Consider the following 24,811-nt stretch of genomic DNA (forward strand, 5'->3'; position numbering starts at 1 on the left):
AATAGAGCTCGGTAATAGTGTTTTTTTGTATACCATTATTACCTAGCTCTATTTAATTAATATTCATTTTAAATTTAATATTGATAAAAACAACTTCCCCCTATAAATTCTGTAATTAAAGAATTTGTTGGAACAACATCCTTATCTACTTCTTTAAAAAAATGTAAAAATTCTATAAGTCTTCTTGCTTCATTGTAGACTGAACTTTCTGGTTTCACTTTATATAGCTCTTCTAATGCATATTTCTTTAAAACTGCTAACTCATATATAAGTGCTGAATTAAACATTACATCTGCATCTTCTTGATACGGAAATATATTCTTATCTTCTCCTCGTCTTATAGAAGACCACATTTTCAGTGTATATTCTACATCATATCCTCTTGACAAATAATCTCTAACTATTCTTCTAATCATCCTTACATCCGTTGTTGCTATTCTATTGTGAGCATCCATATTTATTTGAGTTAATGGACTAATATATACTTTAAATTTATGATTATGAGGAATTGAAGCTGTTAGGACTTCATTTAAGCCATGTATTCCCTCAATTACTATTACTCCCCTATCTGGAAGCTTCACTTTGTTTCCTAACCACTCTCTTTTACCTGTTATAAAATTAAAGGTTGGAAGCTCAACTTCTTCTCCATTTAAAAGGATTTTTAGTTGTTCATTAAATAACTCTAAATCCAATGCAGTTATACTTTCAAAATCATATTCTCCAAATTCATCCTTTGGAGTAAGCTCTCTATCTATAAAATAGTCATCTAGTGATATTGGTACTGGAATTAATCCATTAACTCTCATTTGAATTCCCAACCTCTTACAAAATGTGGTTTTTCCTGAAGATGATGGTCCAGCTATTAATATTAACTTTATATCACGATTTTTCTTTATTTTATCAGCAATATTAGCTATTTTCTTTTCGTGCAAAGCTTCTGCAACTCGTACTAAAGTCACAATATCACCATGTTCTATCTCATCATTTAAAGCACCTACATGGGCTATATTTAGTATATCTCCCCATTTCTCAGCTTCATAGAATATCTTTGCTAACTTCTTATGTTTTTCAAATCGTGGAATTTGGGTTGGCTCTTCTTGAGTTGGAAATCTTAGAATAAACCCTGGATCATAGTAAATTAAATCAAAACATTTTAGTATATCTGTATTAGGTATCATTGGTCCATAAAAATAACCAATTTCTTCACCCAACTTATAAATTATTATACTGCTCTCATTTACATTTTTAAAAACACTAACCTTATCATTCATGCCAGCTTCTCTAAATAAATCTATAGCATCTTCCTTGCTATAATTTTTCTTTTCAATTTCCATATTAGCATCTACTATCTCAAGCATTCTCTTTTTTATGGCATATACATCATCTATGCTTAGATGTATGTCTTTATATATTTCACCAAATAATCCTTTACTTAAAGAATGTTCTATGGTTATTTTACTATCTGGAAATAAATCTTTGGTAGCTTTTATTAAAACAAATTGTAAACTTCTTATATAGCACAGCATTCCTTGTTTATCTGTAATATCAACAAACTCTATATCACAATCCTTCTCAAGAACAGTTGATAACTCCCTAAGTTTACCGTTCACTTTAACCAAAACTATAGGTGCTTTATTGTCATGGCCATATCTTTTTATCAAATTATAACATGTTATTCCTCTATGAACTTCTATGATTCTTTCTTCTATTCTTATCTTAATTTTATCCATACCCTCACCTCTATTATAATTATTTAGTTATCATATATTATTTCCTAATCCCTTAATTAACTAATAAAATCATAATCCTAATAAAATTTAAACTTAAATTATATTATATATTTGTATTACTTATTATATTACATAATTGTAAATATGAAACCAACAAACCACAAATAATTTATTATATTCTGTGCATACTATATTTAGCATTATATTAGAAATATAGGTGATATTTATGTTTATACTTATAATTAGAACAGTTATACTATATGTTTATTTAATTTTCATTATGCGAGTTATGGGTAAAAGACAGCTTGGACAGTTAGAACCTGTAGATTTTGTAGTTGCACTAATGATTTCTGAACTTGCAACTCTCCCTATGGGTGATAACCGAATTCCGCTAATATATGCTATAGTTCCTATAACTACTTTAGTTTTTCTTCAAGTAATGACTTCCTTTTTAGAACTTAAAAGTGAACACATTCGCTCTATTCTAAACGGTCAACCTAGTATACTTATAAAAGACGGACTAGTAAATGTGAAGGAATTAAAGCAAGTTAGATATAATCTTGATGACCTTTTAGGTGAGCTCAGACAAAATGGTTATTTTAATTTACAAGAAATACATTATGCAATTTTAGAAACTGATGGTTCTCTATCTATTGTTCCTTACAAAGACTATGAACCACCCACAAGGGAAGATTTTAATATAAAAATAGAAGATGAGCCTCTTCCCATTCCCGTAATATTAGATGGTGTTATAAACAAGTCCAATCTTAAGTCTATTAAAAAAGATAATTATTGGTTAGAAGAAAAACTAGCTAAAAATAATATTAAAAGCTATAAAGATGTACTCATTGCAATAGTTTATTCAAATAACCAAAAGTTCTACTTTCAACTTAAAAATCAAACTACTAATGCTAGTGCTAATGAAAAAGAGAGTTAAGGAGGAGTTCTTATACAATGAAAAACATGATAGCAACATGCATCATCTTCTTTCTAATGATATTCATTCTTTTTTTTGCCAGCAAATATATAGTATTAACTTGTGATAAGCTTTTAGATGTTTCATCAGAAATAGAAGAAAACATAGTAAATGATAATTGGGATGAAAGCTATATGTTGTCTTTTGAATTGTTAAACATCTATGAAGGACACGTGGCAAACTTAACTTTATTTTTAAATCATACAGACTTTGATAACATTTATAGTGAAGTTATAAAGCTTAGTCAATATTCTAAATGCAAAAATAAAGATGAAGCTCTTTCATCTATTCACGTGGTAAAAACTTTAATTAACCAAGTAAAAGAATTAGAATCTATATCAATAGGAAACATTTTTTGATAAGTTTTTGGTTACGATTTCAAAATGTGGTTTTCTATATAGCATTTAACTAAAGATTGAACTATAATAAAATTATAGACTTAATCTTATAAATAGAAGGGTGGAATAATGTTATGGCATTAGTAACTACTAAAGAAATGTTTAAAAAGGCTTTTGAAGGCAAATATGCTATAGGAGCTTTTAATATTAACAATATGGAGATAATTCAGGGAATTGTAGATGGAGCTAAAGCTCAAAACTCTGCTGTAATACTTCAATGCTCTAGTGGAGCTATAAAATATATGAGACCAGCTTATTTAAGACATATGGTACTTGCTGCTGTTGAAGAAAGTGGAGTTGATGTAGCTCTTCACCTAGACCACGGCGATTCTTTTGAACTTTGTAAAGATTGTATAGACAATGGATTTACCTCTGTTATGTTTGATGGTTCTCACTATGATTATGAAGAAAACGTAAGACTTACAAAAGAAGTTGTAGAATATGCTCATGCTCATGGAGTTGTGGTAGAAGCTGAACTAGGTAAACTTGCTGGAGTTGAAGATGATGTAAATGTATCTGCTAAAGATGCTACTTACACTGATCCAGACCAAGCAGTTGACTTTGTTAAGAGAACTGGTGTTGATTCATTAGCAATAGCTATTGGAACAAGCCACGGTGCATACAAATTTAAAGGCGAAGCTAAACTTGACTTTGAAAGACTTGAAACAATAACAAGAAAATTAGAAGAAGTTGGTTTTGAAAAATATCCAATAGTTCTTCACGGTGCTTCTGCTGTAGATCCAAAATATGTTGAAATGTGTAATGAAAATGGTGGAGACATAAAAGGTGCTAAGGGAGTACCTGTAGAAATGCTAAGAAAAGCTTCATCTATGGCTGTTTGCAAAATTAACATGGATACAGACCTAAGACTTTGTGTTACAGGTTCTTGTAGAAAGGTATTTGCAGATAAACCAAGTGAGTTTGACCCAAGAAAATATCTTGGAGTAGCAAGAACTAATCTGGAGCAATTAGTAGAAGATAAAATTACAACGGTTTTAGGTTCAATAGACTCAATGAAATAAGCTAAAAAAACATGGAACTTTTATTCCATGTTTTTTTATTTTATCTACTTTTCAGTATAATTGATAATATGTTTTATTTTCATATTAATACTACCATCCCCGACTCTTTCAATTTCGAATCTATTAATATCATTATACGCTTCTTCTGATATATATAAATCTATATCTTTATCTATTTTTAGCCTAACTCTCTTCAATTTCTTTTCTACCCACTGCTTATCTAAATCTACAGTTTCACTTACTCCACTTTCAATTGCAAAGGTTCTAAAGTTTTCTTTTAGAGACTGATTTTCTTTAAAAACTTCTTCTGCAAAATTATTCAAGTCTATAGAATCTTCTTCTCTGAGCCTCTTCTTAACTTCTCTACGTACTATTTCTTGTCCTTCTGCATTTTCACTAAGGGCATTTTGAGTCCATTTTTCTGCTACTTTCAAAAACTGCTTTGTCTTATCTCTTTCATTTTCTACTATAGTACAGCCTAAATAATTATCTATAAAATAATTAGCTCCATATTCTTTATTTTCTTTATTGCTTTTACTTTGCTTATCAATTACTAATAAATCATAAGGATTATCACTAGCCATAACCTTAATAAATGCACACTTTTGTATCCTTGAACTACTTGAAGGCAGTCCTGTAAATTGAGGTATTATATCTATTCCAATCTTTCCATCTACAAACTCTACATTGTGCATATAATTTTTAATATAATCCATCTTAAATATACCTATAAATGCTCCATACTCTGTAGTAAAGGATACAGTAAGCAAATCACAGGAAGGTATGCTCCCCTTTGATCTCATCAAGATAAACATCTGACTAGCTAACTCCTTAGATACATTTGTTAGATTATTTTCTCCATTCAAATATTCTTGACATACTTCCTTTACAATATTTCTCTCCTTATTAAAAATAGCATATTTAAGTTCCTCATCCTTTAAACATCTTTGAATGTGTTTAAAAATAAAAGTATACACCTCTTCTGTTAATTCTAAGGGATACTCATTTAAAACTGGCTCATCGGAATTGTTATCTAAAATATGAATAATAGCTTCATTTATATTAATTTCATTTATATACTCCATATCTTACCTCCATAAATTTTAGTATACATATCTTTATGTATATTTACTATTCTAGTATATTTACTATAGATTTTTAACAGTATAAGAATAATTATATATTTTTTTTTAACAATATCAATAAAATTTGTTATAATCTTAAACATAAGGTATAATGTCATCATTAAAGAAAAAGGGGTGCTATCCTTGGAAGAAATGGAAACAAGAATCTTAAAGATAGATGTAGATGAAATAAAATCTAAACTTAACAGTCTAGGCTGTGAAAAAGTTAAGGATGAAAATCAAGCTAATAACCTCTATGATTTTTCAGATAGAAGACTGCTAAGTAAAAAAGGTTATGCTAGAATTAGAATAGTGGAAGATAATTTAAATAATGTAATAATAAATTATATGACTACAAAAAAACTTCTAAGCCAAGAAAAGTATAAGGTTATGGAAGAAAATGAAATTGTTATAGACAATAGCACCATTGGAAGTCAAATCTTCACCTCCCTTGGTCTTGAGCTAGTAGCATCAATAAAAAAACATAGAGAAAGTTATAAATATAAGAATTCTCTTATTGAAATTGATATAAATGATAAGAGCTTTTGTCCCTTTCCTTATTTAGAAATAGAATCAACAGATGAGGAAGAAATAAAAGAAATTGTAGCTTTACTTGGATATACTATGGAGGATACCACCTCTAAAACAATCTTTGAAATATTAAATGGAGAAGGATCAGTAAAAGGAGTATAATGTTTGGTTATGTAACACCCTATAAAATGGAATTAAAAATTAAAGACTATGAAATGTTCAAAGCTTACTATTGTGGGTTATGTATATCTATAAAAAATAATTTTTCTAATTTATGCAGAATGACTTTAAATTATGATATGACTTTTTTAGGTATACTTTTGGATAGTTTAGAATACAGTAAACATAAGTATGTAGTTACTAAATGTATAGCTCATCCTATAAAAAAAAGGCCTAAAGTTATAGATAATAGAGCTTTAGATTATGCTGCCTTTTGTAACGTGTCCCTAGTATACTACAAATTATTAGATGATTATAATGATGATAATTCTCTAAACAAAAAATTTATTTCTATGTACATAAAAAAATTCATAAATAAATCTAAAGAGGACTTATCTCCAATTTTAGTTAATATAGAAGAAAATATAAAGAAGTTAAGCTTCCTTGAGAAGTCCGAAGAAATCATATCTATTGATGAACTCAGCGACCCTTTTGCATCTTTAACAGCTTTTATAGTGTCTTACTATTATAAAGATGAGAACTTTTATGATGAACTATATAATTTAGGTTATAATCTAGGGAGATGGATTTATATAATAGATGCCTTTGATGACTTAAAGGAAGATATGGAAAAACATAAATTTAACGCCATTAACAAAGCCTTCAATATTGAAAACCTATCCTATGAAGACTTAATTATTAAAGAGGGCAATAGAATAGCATTTAACTTAATAATGAGTGCAAATTCTACTTCTGAAGCTTTAGATAAACTTCCGATAAATAAAAATAAAGAATTACTATTTAATATATTACAACTAGGACTTATGAATAAAATCGAAACTATAAAATCAAGGAGTGACAAGAAACATGAAAAATCCTTATGAAGTACTTGGAGTTAAAGAAAATGCCTCTCAAGATGAAATCAAAAGAGCCTATAGAGAGCTAGTAAAACAGTATCATCCAGACAAGTATGTTGATAATCCACTAAAAGATTTAGCAGAGGAAAAACTTAGAGAAATAAACGAAGCTTATGATACATTAAGCAAAAAAAGTAATTTTAACAATAGCTCCTCTAACTATGGAAATACTTCTTCAAACTACGGTGGAAGTTCTAATAGCTATAATGATCCCAATCTTCAATCTGTTAGATTGGATATTAATAGAGGAAATATTGGTGGTGCAGAAGCAAAACTTAATGCCATAACTAATAGAACTGCAGAATGGAACTTTTTAATGGGGGTTGTTCACCTTAGAAAAGGCTGGTATGACAGCGCAAATAATTTAATAAATACAGCTTGCAGAATGGATCCTAATAACTTTGAATATAGACAAATGCTTAATCAATTAAACCATACACAGAATACCTATAGAAGTAACTATTATGGACAAAGAAATAGCTCTAATGATATGTGTAGTACTTGCTTAAATATTTGGATGTTAGATACATGTTGTGAATGTATGGGTGGAGATTGTATTAGTTGTTGCTAAAAGGAGGTTACTATGAAAGAAAATAAGGCTTCTAATGTAGCAAAGGGTGGTATGCTTATTGCTTTGACTCTTATTATCTTGTATGCCGCTAATTTTATTACCTTTAACACTTTATTCTTATTAGGCTTAACTTCAGCACTTATTCCCCTGGGAATACTTATTGCTGATATGAAAACTACTTTATTAGTATATTTAGGCTCCTCCGTATTAGCTTATTTCATAATCCCAGACAAAACTCTTTGTCTTTTTTATGTGCTAATCTTTGGTCCCTATGGCATAGTAAAATTTTTTATAGAACAAAAAAGAAATACACCTATAGAAATCATATTAAAACTAGTTTATTTTAACGTGATAACCTTTATAGCATTTCTTTTATATAAACAATTATTTATGGCTACTATTCAAATGCAATACCCTTTAATAATTATATTTATAGGTGGTAATGTAGCCTTCTTTATATTTGACTATGTTCTTACGGTATTCATAAATAGTGTGAGAACTAAAAAATTCAAGTTTTAGGGATATTATATTCAAATCCCTTGACATTCACTTCACTCTTAATGTATAATTTTTAAAAACTTAATTATTTATTGCAGTGATAAGGAGTAGTAATATAATTACTTATTTGAAGAGAGCTACAGCTTGGTGTAATGTAGTAATAAGCTTATATGAACTTGCCTGGGAGCTTACTTGTTAAAAGCAAGTACGGATTTAACCGTTATATTATCAAGGGAGACCTTTATGGTCTAAATAGAGTGGTACCGCGGAATTATAGTTTTCGTCTCTTTCATAAGAGATGAAAGCTTTTTTTTATTTAAAATAATATTTGATATTTATCAAACAAGGAGGATTACTATGGCTAAATATGGAACTGCTACAGATAAAAAATGGCAGGATAAATGGGAAGAAACAAACCTATATAAATTCGATGAAAACAATATGGATAAAAAATTATACGTACTTGAAATGTTCTCATACCCTTCAGGAAGCCAATTACATGCAGGACACTGGTTTAACTACGGACCAGTAGATTCGTGGGCTAGAATGAAGAGAATGCAAGGATATAACGTATTCCAACCAATGGGCTTTGATGCTTTTGGTCTTCCAGCAGAAAACTTTGCAATTAAAACTGGAATACATCCTAAAGATTCCACAGATAAAAATATTGAAACTATGGAAAAACAACTTAAAGCAATGGGTGCAATGTTCAACTGGGAAAATGAAGTTGTTACTTGTAGACCAGATTATTATAAGTGGACCCAATGGTTATTCCTAAAATTGTATGAAAAAGGTCTTGCTTACAGAAAAAATGCTCCAGTAAACTGGTGCCCTAGCTGTAACACAGTACTTGCAAATGAGCAAGTTGTAGAAGGTCATTGTGAAAGATGTGAAAGTGAAGTAACAAAGAAAAACTTAACTCAATGGTTCCTTAAAATCACAGACTATGCAGATGAACTTTTAGAAAAACTTGATGGTCTTGATTGGCCAGAAAAAACTAAAGCTATGCAAAAACACTGGATTGGAAGATCAACTGGTTCAGAAGTAACTTTTAAAGTTAAGGATTCCAACATTGAATTCAACACATTTACCACAAGAGTTGATACTTTATTTGGAGTTAGCTACGTTGTTCTTGCTCCTGAAAATGAATTAGTTGAAAAGCTTACTACAGAAGAAAATAAGGCTGCTATTGAAGCTTATAAAGAAACATCTGCAAAGCAAAGCGATATAGAAAGACAGTCTATCTCTAGAGAAAAAACAGGAGTATTCACCGGTTCCTATGCTATAAATCCTATAAATGGCCGTGAGATTCCAATATGGGTTGGAGACTATGTACTTAATACTTATGGTACAGGTGCAGTAATGGCAGTTCCAGCTCATGATGACCGTGACTATACTTTTGCACAAAAATATAATCTTCCAATAGAGAGAGTTATAGAAGGTGGAGATGCTCTTCCATTTACTGAATATGGCCCAATGATAAATAGTGGAAAATTTGATGGTCTTAAGGGAGAAGAAGCTAAGGATGCAGTGGTTGCAGAGCTTGAAAAGTTAGGTCTAGGTAAAAAACAAGTTAACTACAGACTACGTGACTGGCTAGTATCTAGACAGAGATATTGGGGTGCTCCAATTCCAATGATTCATTGTGATAAGTGTGGAACTGTTCCAGTGCCAGAAGCTCAATTACCTGTAGAACTTCCATACAATGTAGAATTTGCACCAGATGGAAAATCTCCTCTTGCAAAATCTGAAGACTTTATAAATGTAACTTGTCCTAAGTGTGGAGGTGCTGCACACCGTGATGAAGATACTTTAGATACCTTTGTATGTTCATCTTTCTATTATTTGAGATATGCAGATAATAAAAATAGTGAAAAAGCATTTGATAGTGAAATAATAAATAAGATGCTTCCAGTAGATAAATATGTAGGTGGTCCTGAACATGCTTGTATGCACCTTCTATATGCAAGATTTATCACTAAGGCTCTTAGAGATATGGGACTTCTAAACTTTGATGAACCATTCCTATCATTAACTCACCAAGGCTTAATTCTAGGACCAGATGGACAGAAAATGAGTAAGTCTAAAGGTAATACAATATCTCCTGATGACTACATTAAAGAATATGGCTCTGACGTATTTAGAATGTACCTAATGTTTGGATTTGGATACACCGATGGCGGAGCTTGGAGTGATGATGGATTAAAATCTATTGGTAGATTTGTAGATAGAATAGAAAGAATTCTTGAAACATCAATTTCAGAAATTAACTGTAACAAGTCTTCTAAAAATGTAATAGAAGCACCTGAAAAAGAGCTTAACTATTGGAGACACTTTGCAATTAGAGGTGTTAGTGAGGATGCTGAAAAACTTCAATTCAACACTGCCATTGCAAGACTTATGGAGTTTACCAATGCTCTTAATAAGTATCTAAATGAAGCTGTTAAAAATACTGATTTCTTAAAAGAAGTATTAGTTGATTATATCAAGCTTTTAGCTCCTTTTGCTCCTCACTTCAGTGAAGAACAATGGGAAAACCTTGGAATGGGCTACTCAGTATTTAATAAAAAATGGCCAGAATTTAATCCAGCTGCTTTAGTTAAAGATGAAGTAGAAATTGCTATTCAAATTAATGGTAAAATTAAAGCAAAAATAAATGTTGCAACTTCTTCTTCTGAGGATGAAATAAAAGAAGCATCTTTAAATGATGAAACGATAAAATCTAACCTTGAAGGAAAAACTGTAAGAAAAGTTATAGTTATTAAAGGTAGACTTGTAAATATAGTAGCTAATTAATCACAGAAATAAGGAATAGATTGCTTCCTGCTAATCTATTCCTTATTTTTAATAAAATTAAGTATAAAGTTTTTAACCTTAACCTACGTTATTAATATTTTGTTCATAGCTATTACTCTTATCACTATTTGAAAAAAGTTTGTATATTACTAAACCACAAAGAAGGAATACTACTCCTGTTATTATAAATACATTTACTATTGAAATGGAATCTATAGTCCATCCACAAATTGAAGACATTATAGGTGAAGATGCTAATATAACTGTTGATAAAAGGGCTCCTACCCTACCATAGTAGCTAACATCACAAGTCTTTTGGATGTCTGTAGATGCCCACATCATTATTATAGAACCAATAATGCCCACTAATAAAAACATGGCTAATGCTATATACCTATTACTAAATAGACATACTAATAATACCCAAGTTCCCATTATAGTAAAACTATATAAGTATGCACTTCTCAATTTTAAATTTTTCTTCACTAACATAGGATACATTACTGCCCCCAATACAGTTCCAATGGAGAATGTTGTCATAAAATATCCAGACCAAGCTTCTCCAAGACTTAAATGAACATCACTAAAAATAGGTAAAAATGATGTTAAAGGGATTATTCCACAATTTATTATAAATATAACTATAAGCATTATAGTTATGTGTTTATTTGAAGCTATATACTTTCCAGCATCACTTAAATCAAATAATATTTCCTTTGGATTGGTAATATTTTTATTTTCAACCTTAGGTAGGGATATAATTAGTGCTGCAATAGCTGATATGAAAAATGTTATTGCATCTATAACAAATAATATTTCTTTATTTAAGGCTACCATAATAACCCCTGCTACTGCATAACCTATAGACCTCATTATAGAATTAGTAGTGGTAGTTAAACTATTTAAAAGTGGTAAATCCTCTTTAGGTGTTACTTGAATACTTGCTACTCCATAGCATGGCTCATAAAAACTCTCAGCTATTGATGCTACACTTGCTAAAATATAAATATGCCATAAACTTATTATATTAAAATACATAAATACTGGAATCAATATTAAGGCTACTGCCCTCACTAATTCACATATAAACATTATTGCTTTTTTATTGTATCTATCTACAATTACTCCTGCAATTGGTCCTATAACTATATTAGGAATTCCACTAAATAACATAACTGTTCCCATAGCAAGTCCAGACCCTGTTAATTCATACACTAAATACATAAGTGCTAAGCTTTCAATAGCATCACCAAATCTAGATAAAGCTCTTGATATCCATAAAATCATAATACTTCTGTTTCGTAATATTCTATTCATATGCTTCCTCCCTTATTTCATCTCTCACAATATATTTTACATATATTTAAACTAATTGTAAAATATTATATATATGTATGTAATTAATTTATATATAATTATATAACATAAATGCATTAATTCTCACTTATGCATTTATGTTATAAAATCTATTTCGTTTTTTAATATTCTTACAAAGAACATTAAAAAGTTTTAGCAAAAAGAGTATTTTGTGAATAAGTTAGGACATAAAGTTAAAAAACAGAGGAAAATCTCCTCTGTTTTATTTTTCACTATGATTTATCGGTAATTTTCTTTCACTATTATCAGAATTTTTACCTTCTCTTATGGTTATGCAACTATGTCTTGCTTCTTTATCTTTTATGGTAATGGGTCTAACATAAATATCATCATGCCATATTTTTATTAGATAAGTCTTATTTGGTGGTAATGGACCAAATAAAAATTGACCATATTCATCTGTAAAAGTATGGGTTATAGGTAATATACTTAATGGGTCATTTGGATCTTCAAGTATGATTAACTTTACTACTGCATCACTAATTGGTTTATTATTTTTATCAATTACTCTACCATAGATAACACCTCTGTTATCATCACCAGTTTCAACTTTAGCATCTACATACTTATCTCCATAAGTAGTTGATTGAAATTTAATTAATTGTTCACTCATTTTATACCTCATGAAATATTGCTTATATCATCATATGAGGAATATAAAACTTTTGTACCAATGAATTATTTGTACCTTTCAAGAACCTTTTTAGTTTCTTCTAATAGGCTTGTAAGTTCAAATACATCTCCTACTTCTAATAACTTATTAAGCTCTTCTGTAAACCTTGATGCTTCTCCAGTTTTCCCTAGGGATGATATAGTTAATATATTTTCCACTATATTACTTACTAAAGAAGATTTTACCTCAAATAGCTTTTGAGCATCCTTTATTTCATCTTTTATTGCTAACATTTCTGTATCTAAGTTAAAGGCTGCATCTGCTGCACTTTTAAGCTTTCCTTTAATGTCTATTGGTATAGCATGCTTATATTTATAGTTTAAAGAATGTTCCACTGTAGCCCAGAAGTTCATTGCCAAAGTTCTTATTTGAAATTCAGCAAGCACTTCACACATTCCAGATGCCATATTTACTGGATACTTTATAATCATATGATAACTTCTATAACCACTAGATTTTACATTAGTAACATAATCTTTTTCATAAATTATATGCATGTCTTTTCTTTCTCGTATTATATTTACTACTTTATCTATATCATCTACAAATTGGCACATGATTCTCAGTCCAGCAATATCTTCCATTTCATACTGGATTCTATCTAAAGGTATATCAAATTTATTAGCTTTCTCTAGTATACTGGATACCTCTTTAACCCTACCCGTTACAAATTCAATAGGTGAGTATTCATTTTTCTTTCTTAATTCTCTTCTTATACTTCTAAACTTTACTTTTAATTCCTCTACTGCTTGGTCGTATGGAATTAAAAAACTCTTCCACTCAATAACTGCCATATATGTCATTCCTTTACTAACCAATTCTATTAATCCGTATTTAATTATATCATATAATGGTATTTTTTATGGTATTTTATATGACTTTTATTGAATTTTTTATTAATCTAAAATCTTAATAGGAGTAAAATCTATATAATCACAGGATGTTAAAATATACTCAACCCCATCTTTTTCTCCTTCAAAAACATTTAAAAGTCCTCCACCATGAAGATGTCCATAGATTACCTTATCCACTTTATATTCCTTAAACATTTCTAAAAATTCATTTTCCTGCATATTAGGAAATATAGGTGGATAATGGATCATACATATTATTTTTTTATAACCACTTTTTATTGCTGCATCTATGGAAAATCTTAATCTTATAAGTTCTCTATCATAGATTTTTTTATCGTGAGAATTAAATTTGGGATTATTCTTTAAAATCCATCCACGACTTCCACATATAGCATAATCCTCATATACGAAAAAATTATTTTGGATAAACTCCATCCTCTGAAACATAGAATTAAGCTTAGTAATTCCAGTCCACCAATAGTCATGGTTTCCCCTAACAAATATTTTTCTCCCCGGAAGATTATTTATAAATTCTAAATCAGCCTTGCCATTTTCCATATTCATAGACCATGAAATATCCCCTGCTACTAATACTGTATCTTCATCTTTCACAATTCTAATCCAATTTTCTTTTATTTTTTCATCATGATTGCTCCATTTTTCCCCAAATATATCCATAGGCTTTTCTCCTGTGGAGGCTAGATGAAGATCTGAAATTGCATATAATGCCACTTAACCACCTACTATCTATTTCATAATCTTTTATTTAAATTTATTTGTACTTATTATCTATCTCCATAACATAGGCTATAACCTTTGCCACTACATCATAAAGCTCATAAGGAATTTCACTATCTATATCAACTTTAGTAAGCATATCTGCAAGTTCATCATTATATATAATAGGTACATCACTTTTTTCTGCTTCTTCAAGGATTTTATCAGCTACATTACCCATACCTGCTGCTGTAACCTTTGGAGCATTCTGCCCATATTCATATTTTAAAGCTGCTGCTTTTTTTCTCTTTCTATCTTCCATATAAGCACACTCCTAGCTAAACTCTAGTATTAATTGTAGTAAAATCATCATCTTCAAAGAAACTTCTGCAATTTGAAAAAGAAAAATCATGTTTTTTCTCTTTTATAAAAATATTAAACAAATACTTACTATCTATTAAGTCATTAATTAACTTTCCCTTAAATCTTTCTAATATCTTTACATATGTGGCTTCACTTTCTATTTCAATAGTAGCTGAATTTTTATTAACGGTTAAATAAGCATCTACCTTCTCCATATTTACAGTGGCTACACTAGCCGCTATTTTAATATTTTCAGTATCTAACTTTTTTCCCTTACTTCTTTCATCCTTAATAATCAGCTTACAATCATATTCCTTATCTTTCATATCCAGTGGAACATTGAGAAAGTAATAATTATTATTTATTGTATTAAACATTTTAAACTCTTGAAACTTGGTTTCTAAGTTTTGAATCACATTATTAAAAGTACTAGTTTCTTTCTGGGATAACTTAATTAATTCCATTAAATCATTTTTTATAAAGGATATTTTTTCTCTTAATTCATTCTTTACCATATTGCTAGTTATACTTCTATCTACCATGATATCTGATTTAAGCTGCTTAAAGAGTTTATTAGTGCTATCTACTTCGTCCTTGCTGCGAGATGCCATTTTCCCCAGTAGCTCATCTTCATCATTGACTATTCCTATTGTTCTTTCATTTATAATATCATTAGAATGCTTTCCTTCTTTGTTTACCATCTTTTCTGAAGATAATATAGCTTCTTTATTTTCTAAGCTTTCCTTTATTGATACCATAGGTTGAGAACTATCTTTTTTAGAATAGATTAATTTATCGCCTTTACTAATAGTTGAATTCCTATTAACAATACCTTCTCCCTGTGTACCTTTATTAATATTGCCAATAATCTGCTCTTTAATAACATTGGTAGTTTCCTTTATCTCTGGTAAAATACTGTATTCATTAGAGATAACCTTTGAAAAAGCTTTGATATTATGTTCATTTAGCTTTATATCTAGAGCTTTCATAACAAATACATCATCTATCTTTAAATTTTTAATTTCATTTAAAACTTTACCTAAAGTTTCTTTTATTTGTTTAGCTTCAAAACTATTATTTTGTAATCCTCTAGCTTCTATAAATTTATCAATGAATTTATTTAACTCCTTAGGAGAATTATTGCTTTGATCTATAAATTCCTTAAGTCCCTTAATTTCTAAAAGATTTTCTTCTGTAATTGGAATATTGTTCTTAAGCATAGATTTTAATATAGGCACATCCTCTTTGCCTACTGGAAAATCTAAATTCTTAAGTAATTCTTCCATTAATGGATCTTTAATAGCTGAGTCACCATTGTTCCCAAGGCTATCTATAACATTTGATTCTAATATTCTAAGAAGGAATTTTCCTCCTTCAAATCCATCTAGTTGAAATTTAAACATATAATCATCTAAATTTTCTTGAAGTATTTCTCCATCTACCCTTGCCGGAAATACTCTTCCATCAAGTAACTTTATTATAACATCAGTTGAATTTCCCTCTAACCTTAAAATTCTAGCAGAAAATGAATCTCCTTTTTTAAAGGTGAGCTTATTAAAATCATCTCTGGTTGTATAGTTTTGTACCATATTAATTTTCCATACATTTGACATAGACTTCACCCCCTATTAAACTAATCGTATCATTTTCAGTTTAGTGAAGTATATTGCAAAAACAATGAGTATACCATTAGGCATACTCATAAATTTTTTTACTAAGCTATCACTAATTTATAGAATTTCTTCTTTCCTCTTTTTATTAAGGCATATCCATCCTTTTCTAGGTAGCTTTCATTAAATGTTTCATTAACATCTTCTATTTTTATATCATTTATAGTAAGTCCACCTTGCTCTATAAGTCTTCTTCCTTCTTTCTTAGATGGAACAATACCTGTTTGTGCTATTATATCAAGAATTAAAGCAGATTTCATATCTTCAGCAATTTCTACTGTAGGTACATTGCTCATGTCTACTCCACCACTAAATAGAGCTTCTGCAGCCTTTTTAGCTCCTTCTGCTTCTTCTTCTCCATGGATAAGTTTTGTAACCTCATAAGCAAGAACCTTTTTAGCTTCGTTAATTTCTGCTCCTTCTAAAGCTGAAAGTCTTCTTACTTCATCCATTGGAACAAATGTTAGTAGGCATAGACACTTCTCTACATCTGCATCATCAATGTTTCTCCAGTATTGGTAGAATTCAAATGGTGATGTTTTATTAGGATCAAGCCATACTGCTCCATTGGCTGTTTTACCCATCTTATTTCCTTCACTATTGGTAAGTAGTGAACATGTCATACCATAAGCTGATTTACCTTCTTTTCTTCTGATAAGTTCCATTCCTGCTAAGATATTTGACCACTGGTCATCTCCACCTAATTCCATTGTGCAATCATATTTTTTATTCAATACGTAGAAATCATATCCTTGCATTAACATGTAGTTAAACTCTAAGAAGGATAATCCTTTTTCTAATCTTTGTTTAAAACATTCAGCAGTAAGCATTCTATTAACTGAGAAGTGTGAACCTATACCTCTTATAAAATCCACATAATTTAAATCTAAAAGCCAGTCTGCATTATTTTCTAGGATTGCTTTATCATCACTAAAGTCTATTAGCCTTGAAAGTTGACCCTTTATACAAGATATATTGTGATCAATTTCCTCTTTAGTTAGCATTTTTCTCATATCTGTTCTACCTGATGGATCACCTATCATTGCAGTACCACCACCAACTAAAGCTATTGGTCTATGCCCTGCCTTTTGCATATGAGACATAAACATCATAGCAATAAAATGTCCTATATGAAGACTATCTGCTGTGGGATCAAATCCTATATAAAAAGTTACCTTTTCCTTTGCAAATATTTCTTTCATTTCTTCTTCATGTGTTAATTGCTTTAAAAATCCACGTTCCTTTAAAACGTCATATACATTGTAATTTTCCATAACTTCCTCCAACATCTTATAGTTTTTTTACTTTAATCTTCGGCTATGATTTCAATTTTAACAAATATAATTAAGAAACTAAAAAAGTCCCTAGTATAAAAATACTAGGGACGAAAATTTCCGTGGTACCACCCAAATTTATAATTTAAAATCTTTAAAAACATTTAAATTATTCTCTTCCTTAATAACGTTAGGAAACCGTAACAGCCTACTACTACTTCGACCTAAGACTCTAAAATGTATTTCACTAAAATCCTTTACTGATTTACACCACTCATCAGCTCTCTTTAAAATTCATTTAATTACTTCTTTTCTTCATCGTCTCTTACTATATTCTATTTTAAATACATATTACTATTATTATCATCATTTTTCAAGAGTAAATACTAATTTTCTCTAAACAACATATTTTTTAATAGTATCTGGTATATTATTTTCTTCACAACTAACGTTGGCATAAAAGTCAACTTTAAATTTTTCTGATAAATATTCTAATTTATTTAGTATTGAACCAAAATCATCCGCATCATTACATATGTCACTCAAAATACCGTCTATAAATATACTTTCCACATCATAGTCTTTAGATATTATGCCACATATAAAACCGTAAAAATCTTTGTAATTATGAATATTAAAGTCTTTAGAACATATAAACCTTATGTTCTTATGAATACGTAGGAGTCCTCTTGTGTCATCATCGATATACACTAGATTTCCTTTTGAGCTACTTACCTTTGAATTAGCTAAATTCATTAATGCTTTTGTTTTCCCAGAGCCTTTTTCTTTACAAAATACTTGAATCATTTTAAACGCCCCCAAACTTTTTAATAAAATACATTAACTTTAATAGTTATATTATATAGTATTCAGAATATTTAATCAACAGTTCCTATTAACTTATATATTTCTGTTATTTTAATTATATGTGAATAATTATCACATTATTATTATTTTATATACATAATAGATTATTCTTAAATATACCTTCTTAAAACCATATGTAATAAAAATGCCTTAAAGTTTACTTTCATAAAAATCTAGTAACCTTTAAGACATTTGATTATTTTTCTATTATATAATTTATGGTAATTTTATTCTATGCCTACTACATCATATCCTTCTTCTTCTATAGTAGCTTTTAAAACATCATTACTTTCAGTAGCTTCTACTAAAGCATATTTCCCCTCTAAATTAACTTCTACTTCTAAAACTCCAGCTAACTCTTCTAGAGCATTTTTTACGTGAGCTACACAGTTTTTACAGCTCATTCCTTCAATTAATATTTTCCTTTTCATTACTTTCTCCTCCTAAAATATATATTAGTATGATAATTTAATATTATCATTAAAATTATCAAATGCCTTTAAACCCTTATAAACAGAACAAATAGTTAACTATTTATATAGTTTCCTATTTATATAGTTTCCTATATAAATAGGGATATTAAGCTTTAAATCTTCTAAGCCTTAATGCATTTAATAATACTGATACTGAACTTAGACTCATAGCTCCTGCAGCTATCATAGGATTTAATAATGGGCCACCAAAAATGTGTAATACTCCCATAGCCACCGGTATTCCTAATACGTTATAACCAAAGGCCCAGAATAAATTTTCCTTTATATTTTTAATAGTTGCTTTGCTTAGTTTTATGGCTGATATCACATCCATTAAGTCACTTCTCATAAGAACTATATCTGCTGATTCAATGGCTACATCTGTCCCTGATCCTATTGCTATTCCTATATCAGCCTGGGCAAGAGCTGGAGCATCATTAATACCATCACCAACCATGCCTACTCTATTTCCATCAACTTGAAGCTTTTTCACTTCATTTGCTTTATCCTCCGGTAAAACCTCTGATAATACTATATCTATACCAACTTGTTTTGCAATGGCATCCGCCGTTCTCTTATTATCTCCAGTTATCATAGCTACTTTTATACCCATTTTATGCAGACTTTCTATGGCATCTTTACTACTTGCTTTAACAGTATCTGCTACAGCTATAATTCCAGCAGCATTTCCATCTATAGCTATATACATTGGTGTTTTTCCCTCTGAAGCTAATCTATCAGAAGTTTCATCTAAACTTGAAATATTAATATTTTTTTCCATCATAAGTTTTTTATTTCCTAGAAGAATAGATTTTTTATCTATTTCTACTTCTATACCATGTCCTGGAATAGCATTAAATTTATCAATTATTTTAAGGCTCAAACCTTTTTCCTCTGCATCTTTAACAATGGCTTCACCAAGTGGATGCTCTGATCCCTTCTCTGCACTAGCTGCTAAAATAAGAATTTCTTCCTCTGATTCACCATTAGTTATAATATCTGTAACCTTAGGTTTTCCCTCTGTTATAGTTCCTGTTTTATCAAATACTATGGTTTTTAATTTATAAGTAGTCTCTAATGGTTCTCCACCTTTAATTAAAACACCATTTTCAGCACCCTTTCCTGTTCCCACCATAATTGCAGTTGGAGTAGCAAGACCTAAAGCACATGGGCAGGCAATAACCAGTACTGCAATAAATATAGTAAGAGAAAATATAGGTGTTTCACCAGCAATCAACCAACCCACTGAAGCAATTATAGCAAGACCTATAACTACAGGTACAAAGTAGGCTGATATAACATCTGCTAGTTTAGCAATAGGTGCTTTTGAACCTTGAGCATCTTCTACTAGCTTAACTATTTGCGCAAGAGCAGTATCTCTACCAACTCTAGTGGCCTTATACTTAATAAATCCTGTTTTATTAATACTAGCCCCTATTACACTACTTCCCATAGATTTTTCAACAGGTATGCTCTCTCCTGTAAGCATTGATTCATCTATAGATGTATTTCCTTCTATAACTTCTCCATCTACTGGCAACTTTTCACCTGGTTTTACTAGTACTATATCCCCAACTATAACCTCTTCTACAGGTACTACAATTTCTTTATTATCTCTAATTATAGTTGCTGTTTTAGGAGCTAAACCCATTAAAGCCTTTATAGCTTGAGAGGTTTTACCTTTAGATACCGCTTCTAAATATTTACCTAAGGTTATTAAGGTTAGTATTACTGCAGCAGATTCAAAATATAGATGCATTGCATACTCATGATCCCCTTGCATTATTTTATATATAGCAAATATACCGTATATAAAAGCAGCCAAAGTTCCTATGGATATTAGTGAGTCCATATTAGGACTTAGTTTAATTAAATTTTTAAGTCCTACCTTATAAAACTTATATCCAGCTATCATTACTGGTAATGTTAGTATCAACTGAATTAATGCAAAATTTAGTGGATTAGCCATAGGATCTATTATAGATGGAAGATGCATTCCTACCATATGACCCATTGTTATTATTAGTAATGGAACTGTAAAAATTAGGGAAGATATGAACCTTGTAAGTAATTTGCTAGCTTCACTTTTTTCCTCTCCTTGGTTTTCCTTATATTTTACTTCCTCTTTAATTAACTTATAACCCGCTTTATCTACCGCAGCTTTTATATCACCATAGGATATCTCATCTTCATTCACTTTAATAGTAAGCTTCTCTGTGGCAAAATTTACTGTAGCATCTTCTACTCCATCTAGTTTTCTAGTTACTCTTTCTACTCTATTAGCACAGGCAGAACAAGTCATTCCTTCTATTTTAAAATTGTAGGTTTTTACATTTTTCTTTACGCCATATCCGGCTTTAACTACAGCTTCCTCAATCATTTGAGAATTTAAATTTTCCTTATTAAAATCTACAGTTAAAGTTTCTGTAGCAAAATTTACATTTGCTTTTTCAACCCCCTCTAACTTACTAATTGCTCTCTCTACTCTATTTGCACAAGCAGAACAAGTCATTCCTTCTATTTTAAATGATTTATTATCCATGTTTTCACCTTCTTTATTTTGTAATTATCTTTTCTAATATATTATTTATTTCCACAATCTTTTCATCCATATTATTATTTATTGCTGCATCCTTAACACAATGATTTAAGTGTCCTTTTAAAATTTCTAAGTTTGATTTCTTTAATAAAGCTTGTGATGCTAAGATTTGATTAGAAATATCGATACAATACCTCCCCTCTTCTATCATTTTTATAATTCCATCTATCTGACCCCTTGCTGTTTTTAACAATTGCAAAGCTTTTTTTCTTTCTTCACTCATTATTTACCTCCCCTCCCCCCTCAGGGGGTATATCTACATAATAGTACTCCATTTATATATTGTCAATAGGTTAATTTTTTATTTAAATTTCGTTTGCCCCAAAATATAAAAAAATAAAGCACCACCTTTAGTGATGCTCTATCTATTATAAATATTTAGCTAAATATTTTTTTAACGGTATGGAAAGTGGTAATGCTATAGCAATTCCCCCTGCTACTTGAAGTATATTAGCTGGTATATCCTTTAAAGCCACTATAAATCCTTGTCCAATAGTTGGTATTCCATATACAAAGTGATTTAAGCAACCTCCAGCAAGAAAATATCCAAAAATCATAACTATTCCTGCTACAATGAATGCAAATAAGTTATTCCAAAATTTATCTCCTTGATAATCACCTCTATAGGCTATAGCTCCTGCTATATATGCCATAACTCCTTTTATAATAAAGGTAAATGGCGCCCATATATAGTATGGAGAAAACAAATCAAAAAATGTCATACCTATAGCAGCCGCCACAGCTCCTCTTTTTTTTCCTAGTAAGATGGCACATAAAAATAGTACTGCATCACCTATATGTAAAACTGCATTATCTCCCACTGGTATAGCTATAACTGCAGTTGCTATATATGTTAACGCTGCCATAAGTCCTATTTGAACTATTTCAATGATTCTAAAACTATTTCTCGATGCTTTTATTGATGCCTTTTCTTTCATTTAAAGTCCCCCTTTATGATTATGCAATATTGTACCCATACAACAAATTTAGTATCCATACAATTAAATTATACATTAAATCTAAAGAATTTCAACCTTATTTTTTAATATAAAAGAATAATATTAAATATTTTACACAAAATAATTTCACCTTTGACTTTCAGATCTTATAATCCTATATATTTTTGAGAAAATAGTCAAAAGATCTAACTTATTACTTTACTTGGATGTAGAAAGGATTGACATATATGATGTATCTTTGTTGGTTTGGTAGCTTTTTACTATTGGTAGTTTTAATTGGTTTATTTTTTGTTATGGGAGGAAATTTAATTAATTTAATAATTGCAGTAGCTCTTCTAACTATTGCCATGGACTACATAGAAGAATACCTAACTGTAAAAAATAAATTTAATAGTTAAATAAAAAAAATTCCTCAAAAAAATTTGAGGAATTTTTCTATTATTCACCTTTACTAATATTAGATAAAACTAAGCCCTTATTGTGATCTAGTGCCCAACTAATACCCCAATCATTTTGGAATATAAGTAAGTCTCTATCTTTAATATCCTTAACAACTTTAGAATCACTTGTTAAACTTAAATCATCAACTTTACCTTCTAAAGCTTCAATCCATCTAATATTTCTATATGGAAGCATATCCATTTTTATATCTACATTATATTCATTTTTTAATCTAAATTCTAAAACTTCAAATTGAAGAACTCCTACAACTCCTACTATAATTTGTTCTGTTCCTATGTGAAGTTCTTTAAATACTTGAATTGCTCCCTCTTGAGCTATCTGTGTTACACCCTTTATAAACTGTTTTCTCTTCATAGTATCTACAGTTCTAACCCTTGCAAAGTGTTCTGGCGCAAAGGTTGGAATTCCTTCAAACTTAAACTTCTTGCTTGGTGAACAAAGGGTATCACCTATACTAAATATACCTGGATCAAATACTCCTATAATATCTCCAGCATAAGCATTATCAACAATTTCTCTATCTTGAGCTAAAAATTGTTGGGGTTGTGCTAGCTTTATTTTATTTGCACCTTGAACATGATAAACTTCCATACCTTTTTCAAATTGACCTGAACATATTCTCATAAAAGCTATTCTATCTCTATGAGCCTTATTCATATTAGCTTGAATTTTAAATACAAAAGCAGAAAAGTTATCATCTGTTGCCTCTATCTTTCCTATATCAGAATTTCTTCCTAATGGGGCTGTAGTTAACTTTAAGAAGTTCTCTAAAAATGGTTCTACACCAAAATTAGTTAAAGCACTACCGAAAAATACAGGGGTAAGTTCTCCAACTCTCACCTTTTCTTCATCAAAGGCATCTCCAGCTATATCTAATAATTCTATGTCCTCAAGTAACTTTTCATATAGACTATCTGTTATAGCCTCTCTAACTGCTGATTCATCTTCTAAATCTATAACAGTCTCACTTACTTCAAACTGCCCATGATCTCCAGCTTTAAAAATTTGAATTTGTTTATTATTTCTATCATAAACACCTTTAAAGTGCATACCTGTACCTATAGGCCAGTTTATTGGGTATGATTTTATACCCAATTCATTTTCTATCTCTTCCATAAGTTCAAAAGGGTCTCTTGTTTCTCTATCCATCTTATTTACAAAAGTAAATATTGGAATATCTCTCATACTACAAACATGAAATAGCTTTCTAGTTTGATCCTCTACCCCTTTTGCTCCATCAATAACCATTACTGCACTATCTGCAGCCATAAGTGTTCTATATGTATCTTCACTAAAATCCTGGTGTCCTGGAGTATCTAATATGTTTATACAATATCCCTCATATCCAAACTGCATTACTGAAGATGTAACAGAAATTCCTCTCTTCTTCTCAATTTCCATCCAATCAGAAACAGCATGCTTAGATGTCTTTCTTGCCTTTACAGATCCAGCTAGTCTTATTGCTCCCCCATATAAAAGTAATTTTTCAGTAAGTGTAGTTTTACCTGCATCTGGGTGGGAAATTATAGCAAAGGTTCTTCTCTTCTCTATCTCCTTTATATAATCACTCATTACCTTAACTCCTTTATTTAAATTTAAAATTATCTTCATTTTATATAGTATCTCTTTTTAGCACATTTTATATAATACCATATTAATTAATATAAACACAAATATTATTAATGTTTTTATGTCTACCACATTTGAAATTAATACTAAAATTTTAGTTTAAATATCATACTAAATTTATCATTTTCAATTCAATTATACCAAAATAAAGGGGCTGTCGCAATAGCGGTTG

24 protein-coding genes and 2 other annotated features are annotated in these 24,811 nt (G+C 29.9%); of the genes, 9 read left to right on the forward strand and 15 right to left on the reverse strand.

What is annotated here, in order from left to right; genetic code table 11:
- Positions 1 to 74: 74 nt before the first annotated feature.
- On the reverse strand, positions 75 to 1,730 hold the full coding sequence (locus tag B2694_RS02855; protein ID WP_346884489.1) for a nucleoside kinase: 1,656 nt from the start codon (positions 1,728 to 1,730) through the stop codon (positions 75 to 77).
- Positions 1,731 to 1,956: 226 nt separating this feature from the next.
- Here B2694_RS02855 and B2694_RS02860 point away from each other — a divergent pair, with 226 nt between their 5' ends.
- From B2694_RS02860 to fba, 3 genes are all read left to right on the forward strand, one after another.
- Complete coding sequence (locus tag B2694_RS02860) at positions 1,957 to 2,667, forward strand: DUF421 domain-containing protein (RefSeq protein ID WP_346884490.1); 711 nt, start codon at positions 1,957 to 1,959, stop codon at positions 2,665 to 2,667.
- A 17-nt stretch (positions 2,668 to 2,684) separates the two neighbouring features.
- Positions 2,685 to 3,065, forward strand: a complete 381-nt coding sequence (locus B2694_RS02865; RefSeq protein ID WP_150844052.1) for a DUF4363 family protein — start codon at positions 2,685 to 2,687, stop codon at positions 3,063 to 3,065.
- Between the two features lie 113 nt (positions 3,066 to 3,178).
- Positions 3,179 to 4,126 (forward strand): class II fructose-1,6-bisphosphate aldolase, encoded by a 948-nt coding sequence (gene fba / locus B2694_RS02870; RefSeq protein WP_346884491.1) that lies wholly within the window; start codon positions 3,179 to 3,181, stop codon positions 4,124 to 4,126.
- Positions 4,127 to 4,170: 44 nt separating this feature from the next.
- Here the strand turns inward: fba and B2694_RS02875 are convergent, their stop codons facing one another.
- Positions 4,171 to 5,211, reverse strand: coding sequence for a nucleoid-associated protein (locus tag B2694_RS02875; RefSeq protein WP_346884492.1), 1,041 nt, complete (start codon positions 5,209 to 5,211; stop codon positions 4,171 to 4,173).
- A gap of 183 nt (positions 5,212 to 5,394) precedes the next feature.
- On the opposite strand from B2694_RS02875, the gene B2694_RS02880 reads away from it, so the two are divergent.
- The 5 genes from B2694_RS02880 (at position 5,395) to leuS (ending at position 10,722) form a co-directional block, all read left to right on the forward strand.
- Positions 5,395 to 5,943, forward strand: coding sequence for a class IV adenylate cyclase (locus B2694_RS02880; protein ID WP_346884493.1), 549 nt, complete (start codon positions 5,395 to 5,397; stop codon positions 5,941 to 5,943).
- Positions 5,943 to 6,824, forward strand: coding sequence for a DUF5685 family protein (locus B2694_RS02885; RefSeq protein WP_346884494.1), 882 nt, complete (start codon positions 5,943 to 5,945; stop codon positions 6,822 to 6,824). Before B2694_RS02880 ends, B2694_RS02885 begins: the two co-directional genes overlap by 1 nt.
- Entirely contained in the window at positions 6,808 to 7,428 is a 621-nt protein-coding gene (locus B2694_RS02890) for a J domain-containing protein (protein WP_346884495.1), read from the forward strand. The genes B2694_RS02885 and B2694_RS02890 overlap by 17 nt, the downstream gene beginning before the upstream one ends.
- Positions 7,429 to 7,440: 12 nt before the next feature.
- Positions 7,441 to 7,947 (forward strand): hypothetical protein, encoded by a 507-nt coding sequence (locus B2694_RS02895; protein ID WP_346884496.1) that lies wholly within the window; start codon positions 7,441 to 7,443, stop codon positions 7,945 to 7,947.
- Between the two features lie 67 nt (positions 7,948 to 8,014).
- Positions 8,015 to 8,217, forward strand: a binding site (T-box leader).
- A 66-nt stretch (positions 8,218 to 8,283) separates the two neighbouring features.
- Entirely contained in the window at positions 8,284 to 10,722 is a 2,439-nt protein-coding gene (gene leuS, locus B2694_RS02900) for a leucine--tRNA ligase (protein ID WP_346884497.1), read from the forward strand.
- Between the two features lie 78 nt (positions 10,723 to 10,800).
- Here leuS and B2694_RS02905 read toward each other — a convergent pair whose 3' ends face one another.
- From B2694_RS02905 to B2694_RS02960, 12 genes are all read right to left on the reverse strand, one after another.
- Entirely contained in the window at positions 10,801 to 12,039 is a 1,239-nt protein-coding gene (locus B2694_RS02905; RefSeq protein WP_346884498.1) for an MFS transporter, read from the reverse strand.
- Positions 12,040 to 12,301: 262 nt separating this feature from the next.
- Positions 12,302 to 12,712 carry a carboxypeptidase-like regulatory domain-containing protein gene (locus B2694_RS02910; RefSeq protein WP_346884499.1) on the reverse strand — a complete coding sequence of 137 codons (411 nt, stop codon included), beginning with the start codon at positions 12,710 to 12,712 and terminating at the stop codon, positions 12,302 to 12,304.
- Between the two features lie 65 nt (positions 12,713 to 12,777).
- Positions 12,778 to 13,566 (reverse strand): GTP pyrophosphokinase, encoded by a 789-nt coding sequence (locus tag B2694_RS02915; protein ID WP_035132458.1) that lies wholly within the window; start codon positions 13,564 to 13,566, stop codon positions 12,778 to 12,780.
- A gap of 102 nt (positions 13,567 to 13,668) precedes the next feature.
- The gene (locus B2694_RS02920) at positions 13,669 to 14,358 is read right to left on the reverse strand and encodes a metallophosphoesterase (protein WP_346884500.1); all 690 of its coding nucleotides are present in this window, start codon (positions 14,356 to 14,358) and stop codon (positions 13,669 to 13,671) included.
- Positions 14,359 to 14,398: 40 nt separating this feature from the next.
- The gene (locus tag B2694_RS02925; RefSeq protein ID WP_346884501.1) at positions 14,399 to 14,665 is read right to left on the reverse strand and encodes an EscU/YscU/HrcU family type III secretion system export apparatus switch protein; all 267 of its coding nucleotides are present in this window, start codon (positions 14,663 to 14,665) and stop codon (positions 14,399 to 14,401) included.
- A gap of 16 nt (positions 14,666 to 14,681) precedes the next feature.
- On the reverse strand, positions 14,682 to 16,319 hold the full coding sequence (locus B2694_RS02930; protein ID WP_346884502.1) for a hypothetical protein: 1,638 nt from the start codon (positions 16,317 to 16,319) through the stop codon (positions 14,682 to 14,684).
- 101 nt (positions 16,320 to 16,420) lie between these two features.
- Complete coding sequence (gene tyrS / locus B2694_RS02935) at positions 16,421 to 17,650, reverse strand: tyrosine--tRNA ligase (protein WP_346884503.1); 1,230 nt, start codon at positions 17,648 to 17,650, stop codon at positions 16,421 to 16,423.
- A gap of 103 nt (positions 17,651 to 17,753) precedes the next feature.
- Positions 17,754 to 17,978, reverse strand: a binding site (T-box leader).
- A gap of 68 nt (positions 17,979 to 18,046) precedes the next feature.
- On the reverse strand, positions 18,047 to 18,457 hold the full coding sequence (locus tag B2694_RS02940; protein WP_346848946.1) for a hypothetical protein: 411 nt from the start codon (positions 18,455 to 18,457) through the stop codon (positions 18,047 to 18,049).
- Between the two features lie 287 nt (positions 18,458 to 18,744).
- Positions 18,745 to 18,948, reverse strand: a complete 204-nt coding sequence (locus tag B2694_RS02945; protein WP_346884504.1) for a heavy-metal-associated domain-containing protein — start codon at positions 18,946 to 18,948, stop codon at positions 18,745 to 18,747.
- A gap of 148 nt (positions 18,949 to 19,096) precedes the next feature.
- Positions 19,097 to 21,532 (reverse strand): heavy metal translocating P-type ATPase, encoded by a 2,436-nt coding sequence (locus B2694_RS02950; RefSeq protein WP_346884505.1) that lies wholly within the window; start codon positions 21,530 to 21,532, stop codon positions 19,097 to 19,099.
- A gap of 13 nt (positions 21,533 to 21,545) precedes the next feature.
- Positions 21,546 to 21,812, reverse strand: coding sequence for a metal-sensing transcriptional repressor (locus tag B2694_RS02955; protein WP_035132480.1), 267 nt, complete (start codon positions 21,810 to 21,812; stop codon positions 21,546 to 21,548).
- Positions 21,813 to 21,957: 145 nt separating this feature from the next.
- Positions 21,958 to 22,527: an ECF transporter S component gene (locus B2694_RS02960; protein WP_035132473.1), complete on the reverse strand. Its 570-nt coding sequence runs from the start codon at positions 22,525 to 22,527 to the stop codon at positions 21,958 to 21,960.
- Between the two features lie 248 nt (positions 22,528 to 22,775).
- On the opposite strand from B2694_RS02960, the gene B2694_RS02965 reads away from it, so the two are divergent.
- A complete protein-coding gene (locus B2694_RS02965; RefSeq protein ID WP_346884506.1) occupies positions 22,776 to 22,946 on the forward strand; it encodes a hypothetical protein in 171 nt (56 codons plus the stop codon).
- Between the two features lie 40 nt (positions 22,947 to 22,986).
- Here B2694_RS02965 and B2694_RS02970 read toward each other — a convergent pair whose 3' ends face one another.
- Entirely contained in the window at positions 22,987 to 24,582 is a 1,596-nt protein-coding gene (locus B2694_RS02970) for a peptide chain release factor 3 (RefSeq protein WP_346884507.1), read from the reverse strand.
- Positions 24,583 to 24,811 lie beyond the last annotated feature (229 nt).

It is taken from the genome of Clostridium sp. UBA4395 (assembly GCF_002390995.1).
Taxonomy (GTDB): domain Bacteria; phylum Bacillota; class Clostridia; order Clostridiales; family Clostridiaceae; genus Clostridium_J; species Clostridium_J sulfidigenes.